Genomic DNA, 5,520 nt, shown 5'->3' with positions numbered 1-5,520 from the left:
GGTGTCTCGCACTCCCCGGCCAGGCAGTCGTCCTCGGCGGCGTGCTCGGCCGGGGAGTGCGAGACACCCGTGGGGTTGCGTACGAACAGCATGGCGGTCGGGACGTGTCCGGAGAGGATCCCGGCGTCGTGTCCGGCGCCGGTCCCGAGCACCGGCACCTTCAGCTCGGCGGCGCCCCGGCCGAGGATGCGGGCGAGTTCGTCGCGCAGGGCGTGCTCGAACTCGACGACCGGGGTGAAGGACTCGCGGACGACGTCCAGTTCGACCCCGTGGAGCTGGGCGTAGTCGCGGGCCGCCTCCTCGATCGCGCCGACGACCGTGTCCAGCGTCTCCTGGTCCTCGGCGCGGGAGTCGAGCCAGCCGCGGACGAGGGAGGGGATGGCGTTCACGCCGTTGGGCTCGACGGAGATCTTGCCGAAGGTGGCGACGGCGCCGGCGAGCCGTGCCTCGCGGCGGGCGGCGAGCACGGTCTCCGCGTACGACAGCATGGGGTCGCGGCGGTCGACGAGCCGGGTCGTGCCCGCGTGGTTGGCCTCGCCCCGGAAGTCGAAGCGCCACCGTCCGTGCGGCCAGATGGCGCTGGCGATCCCGACGGCGTCGCCGGACAGGTCCAGGGCCCGCCCCTGTTCGACGTGCAGTTCGACGAACGCGCCGATCCGGGCGAGCCGCTCGGGGTCGGCGCCGATGCCCTCCGGGTCGTACCCGGCGGCCTCCATCGCCTGCGGCAGGGTCACCCCGTCGCCGTCGGTCAGCCGGTGCGCCTGTTCGACGGTCAGCTGCCCCGAGCTGAGCCGGGAGCCCACACAGGCGAGACCGAAGCGCGCGCCCTCCTCGTCGCCGAAGTTCACGATCCCGATCGGCTTGTCGAACCGGGCGCCCCGGGCACGGAGTTCGTCGAGCGCGGCGAAGGAGGACACGACGCCGAGGGGGCCGTCGAAGGCCCCACCGTCGGGTACGGAGTCGAGGTGGGACCCGGTGACGACGGCGTCGCCCTGCCGGGGGTCGCCCAGCCAGGCCCACTGGTTGCCGTTCCGGTCGACCTCGTGGGTCAGCCCCCGGTCGCGGGCCTGCTCCTCGAACCAGGCGCGGCACTCGGCGTCCGCGCCGGTCCAGGCGAACCGCCGGTACCCACCGGAGTCGGGGTGCCGTCCAATGGGGAGCAGATCACGCCACATCTCGTGGAAGGAGGCGCCGCCGGGCCCGGCCGGGCCCGTGGACGCCGGTGAGGCGGCGGCCCCCGCCGGGGAGCCGCCGTCGTGGCCGCCGTGGCTCGGGGTCACGCGTCCTCACCCTCGCCGTTCGCTGCTTCGGCGCCCTCGCGCATCGGCACCCGCACGCCCCGCTCGTCGGCGACCGACTCGGCGATGTCGTAGCCGGCGTCGACGTGGCGGATCACGCCCATGCCGGGGTCGTTGGTGAGGACGCGGCGGATCTTCTCGCCGCCCAGCTTGGTGCCGTCGGCGACCGTGACCTGGCCGGCGTGGATCGAGCGGCCCATGCCGACGCCGCCGCCGTGGTGGAGGGAGACCCAGGAGGCGCCGGAGGCGACGTTGACCATGGCGTTGAGCAGCGGCCAGTCGGCGATCGCGTCCGAACCGTCGAGCATGGCCTCGGTCTCGCGGTAGGGGGAGGCGACGGAGCCGCAGTCGAGGTGGTCGCGGCCGATGGCCAGCGGGGCGGCCAGTTCGCCGCTCGCGACCATGTCGTTGAAGCGCTCGCCGGCCTTGTCGCGCTCGCCGTAGCCGAGCCAGCAGATGCGGGCGGGCAGGCCCTGGAAGTGGACGCGCTCGCCGGCCATCTTGATCCACCGGTGCAGGGACTCGTTCTCGGGGAAGAGGTCGAGGATCGCCTTGTCGGTCTTGGCGATGTCGGCGGGGTCACCGGACAGGGCGGCCCAGCGGAAGGGGCCCTTGCCCTCGCAGAACAGCGGCCGGATGTAGGCGGGGACGAAGCCGGGGAAGGCGAAGGCGCGGTCGTACCCGGCGAGCTGGGCCTCGCCGCGGATGGAGTTGCCGTAGTCGAAGACCTCGGCGCCGGCGTCCTGGAAGCCGACCATGGCCTCGACGTGCCGGGCCATGGACTCGCGGGCGCGGGTGGTGAAGCCGGCCGGGTCCTTGGCGGCGTAGGAGGACATGTCGTCGAAGTCGACGCCGACGGGGAGGTACGACAGGGGGTCGTGGGCCGAGGTCTGGTCCGTGACGATGTCGATGGGGGCGCCCATGGCGAGGAGCTGCGGGACGAGGTCGGCGGCGTTGCCGAGGACGCCGATGGACAGCGGGCGGCGGGCGTCACGGGCCTCGGTGGCCAGCCGCAGGGCGTGGTCGAGGCTGTCGGCCTTCACGTCGAGGTAGCGGTGTTCGATGCGGCGCTCGATCGCGCGCGGGTCGCAGTCGACGCACAGCGCGACGCCGTCGTTCATGGTGACGGCGAGCGGCTGGGCGCCGCCCATGCCGCCGAGGCCGGCGGTGAGGGTGATCGTCCCGGCGAGGGTGCCGCCGAACTTCTTGGCGGCGACGGCGGCGAAGGTCTCGTAGGTGCCCTGGAGGATGCCCTGGGTGCCGATGTAGATCCAGGAGCCGGCGGTCATCTGGCCGTACATGGTCAGGCCGAGCTGTTCGAGGCGGCGGAACTCCTCCCAGTTCGCCCAGTCGCCGACGAGGTTGGAGTTGGCGATGAGGACGCGCGGGGCCCACTCGTGGGTCTGCATGACGCCGACGGGGCGGCCGGACTGGACGAGCATGGTCTCGTCCTGCTTGAGGGTCCTCAGCGTGCGGACCATGGCGTCGAAGGAGCGCCAGTCGCGGGCGGCCTTGCCCGTGCCGCCGTAGACGACGAGCTTGTCGGGGTGCTCGGCGACCTCGGGGTCGAGGTTGTTCTGCAGCATGCGGAGGGCGGCTTCCTGCTGCCAGCCCAGGGTGCTCAGTTCCGTACCGCGCGGGGCTCGAACAGGGCGGGGTCCTGACACGGGTCTGCCTCCTCGATTTACAGCAACTATTCACATCCTGACTCGATGAATAGAGCTAGTCAATACGCCCGTACGCCAGCGACGGCGCGCCGTGGATGTTTGGCTGGACACACTGGGTGCATGGGCCCGGGAACGACACCACCACGGGGGGACGAGATGGGAGACGCGACGCGCGGGGCCGACGGGACGGGGCCCGCCGCCCGGCGTGACGGGGCGGCGGAGGAGCGCGCCGCGCGGCGGGAGAGCGCGGCCTGGGACCGCGCGCCCCGGCCGGACGGTGACGCCGAGGCGGACGCCGAGCGCACGCTCCGGCTGTTCGAGACGGACGACGAGCGCGCGGCCCGACGGGACGACGCCGTGCGGGCGGCCGTGGAGCAGGGGCTGCTCGGGCCGGGCACCCCGCTGATCGGGCTGCTGGACGTCGCCGGGATCCGGGCGTCGGCGGCGGCGCTGCGACGGGCGTTCGACGAGGTGACGGTACCCGGCACGCCGGTGCTGCACGCGTTCGCGGTGAAGGCGACACCGCTGGTGCCGGTGCTGCGGCTGCTGCGCGAGGCGGGGATCGGCGCGGAGGTCGCGAGCGCCGGCGAGCTGGCCCTGGCGCGGGCCGCCGGGGTGTCGCCCCGGCAGACCGTGCTGGACTCGCCCGCCAAGACCCCGGCGGAGCTGCGGGAGGCGCTGGCGCTGGGCATCGCCGTCAACGCGGACAATCCGCAGGAGCTGGACCGCCTCGACGCCCTCGTCCGCTCGGCCACCACCCGCTCCCCTCTCGGCATCCGGGTGAATCCGCAGGTGGGCGGGGGTGCGATCGACGCGCTGTCCACCGCGACGGCCACCTCGAAGTTCGGAGTGCCGCTGCGGGACGAGGGCGCCCGGGAGTGGGTCGTACGGGCGTATCTGGAGCGGCCCTGGCTGAGTCGGCTGCACGCGCACTCCGGGTCGCAGGGCATGCCGCTGTCGCTGATGACCCGGGGGATCGCGGAGACGTACGAACTGGCCGAGGAGATCAACCGGCGGATCGGGCGGCAGCAGATCGACACGATCGACATCGGCGGCGGACTGCCGGTGAACTTCGCGTCGGAGGCGGCGACACCGACGCACGCGCAGTACGCGCGGCTGCTGGCGGAGGCGGTGCCGGGACTGTTCGACGGGCGGTACGGGCTGGTCACCGAGTTCGGGCGGTCGCTGCTCGCCAAGCACGGGACGGTGGTCGCGCGCGTGGAGTACACCAAGAGCGCGGGCGGGCGGGCCGTGGCGGTCACCCACGCGGGGGTGCAGGTGGCGGCGCGGACGGTGTACGCGCCGGGGGCGTGGCCACTGCGGATCGCGGCGTACGACGGCAAGGGCCGGGTGAAGGACGGGCCGGCGGTCGTGCAGGACGTGGCGGGACCGGCCTGCTTCGCCGGGGACCTGCTCGCCCGGGGGCGCTCCCTGCCGCGCCTCGAACCGGGGGACTACGCGGCGGCGTTGGACACCGGGGCGTACTACTTCGCGCACCACTACGGGTACAACTCGCTGCCGAGGCCCGCGATCCACGGCTACGCGCCCGGTGAGGGCGAGGGCGGGGTGCGTTTCGCGGTGGTCCGGCGGGCGCAGACGACGGAGGAGATCGTCGCGGAGTCGGGCGGCGGGGAACGGTCGGGGCTCCTGGGGCTCTGACGCCCGTCCGCCACCCGGGAAATGCCGTCCACCACCCGGGAAATGCCGTACGGCGGGGGGAAGTTGTTGCCGGCCCGTCGCGCGGTTCCCCACGCGTTCACCCATGCGGAGGCGCGCGGGATGCCGGACGCTTCGCTTCGCACGCCCCGCGCTCCCCCCACAATGGTCGGCGCCCGGCGGTCCGCCCGGGGTTCGTATGCGAGTCGACCGCATACCCCCACCTCAGCGCACCGGCCGCCCTCGCGGACCTCAACAGCGGTGAAAATGAGGCAAGTCGACCCACCTTAGTCACCTCTCCGCATGTTCCGCTGGAAAATGCCAGATCGCTCACCCCTCGCGCACACGTTGCGTAGCGTCTGCGTCACTCAGCCGAACCGCAGGCAGGAGGGGAGCCACGGTGCCCGGAATCGACGAGTGTCTGGTGGAGGCCATGAGGCTGCCCGGTGCCCTGGGCGCCGCGGTGGTCGACTGGACCAGCGGACTGGCGCTGGGCACGGTCGGGGAGGCACCCGGCGGTGACCACGAGACGACCGCGGCGGAGGCGGCGGAGCTGGCCCGGCTCGCGGCGGAGCACCGGGCGTTCGCCCCGGAGGAGGGTTCGGACTGGTCCGGGGCCGATCTCCCGGTCGAGGACCTGATCGTCAGCAACCGGGACACATACCACGTGCTGCGGTTCGTGCGAACGACGTTCGACAGCAGTGTCTTCCTGCATCTGTGGCTGGCCAGGTCGGACGGCAATCTCGCGCTGGCCCGGATCCGGCTGGGCGAGATGGCGGGGCGGCTGGTGCTGGCATGAGCGTGATCACCACGTCGGCTCCCCCGCTGCCCGTACGCGGCGAGCCGGTGCAGCATGGGGGAGACGGCGTGCCGGGTGTGCTCGCCGCGTACGGGCAGCG

The 5,520-nt window shown here is 73.3% G+C and carries 4 protein-coding genes; 2 read left to right on the top strand and 2 right to left on the bottom strand.

Going from position 1 to position 5,520, the window contains the following annotated elements:
• Together AOK23_RS40800 and hutU are read right to left on the bottom strand one after the other, a co-directional pair.
• Positions 1-1,280: allantoate amidohydrolase (locus AOK23_RS40800; protein WP_420823797.1), on the bottom strand; the 1,280-nt coding region annotated here is incomplete at its 3' end.
• Positions 1,277-2,965 (bottom strand): urocanate hydratase, encoded by a 1,689-nt coding sequence (gene hutU, locus AOK23_RS40795; RefSeq protein ID WP_055717460.1) that lies wholly within the window; start codon positions 2,963-2,965, stop codon positions 1,277-1,279. The genes hutU and AOK23_RS40800, both read right to left, overlap by 4 nt.
• Positions 2,966-3,121: 156 nt before the next feature.
• Between hutU and AOK23_RS40790 the strand changes: the two genes are divergently transcribed.
• Both AOK23_RS40790 and AOK23_RS40785 read left to right on the top strand, forming a co-directional pair.
• The gene (locus tag AOK23_RS40790) at positions 3,122-4,624 is read left to right on the top strand and encodes a type III PLP-dependent enzyme domain-containing protein (protein WP_055717459.1); all 1,503 of its coding nucleotides are present in this window, start codon (positions 3,122-3,124) and stop codon (positions 4,622-4,624) included.
• A 397-nt stretch (positions 4,625-5,021) separates the two neighbouring features.
• On the top strand, positions 5,022-5,420 hold the full coding sequence (locus AOK23_RS40785; RefSeq protein ID WP_037692967.1) for a hypothetical protein: 399 nt from the start codon (positions 5,022-5,024) through the stop codon (positions 5,418-5,420).
• Positions 5,421-5,520: the final 100 nt, after the last annotated feature.

The sequence above is a fragment of the Streptomyces torulosus genome (assembly GCF_001419765.1).
GTDB classification, from domain to species: domain Bacteria; phylum Actinomycetota; class Actinomycetes; order Streptomycetales; family Streptomycetaceae; genus Streptomyces; species Streptomyces torulosus.
The sequence above is the reverse complement of the archived record's forward strand: the minus strand, read 5'-3'. Positions and strand labels throughout refer to the sequence as shown.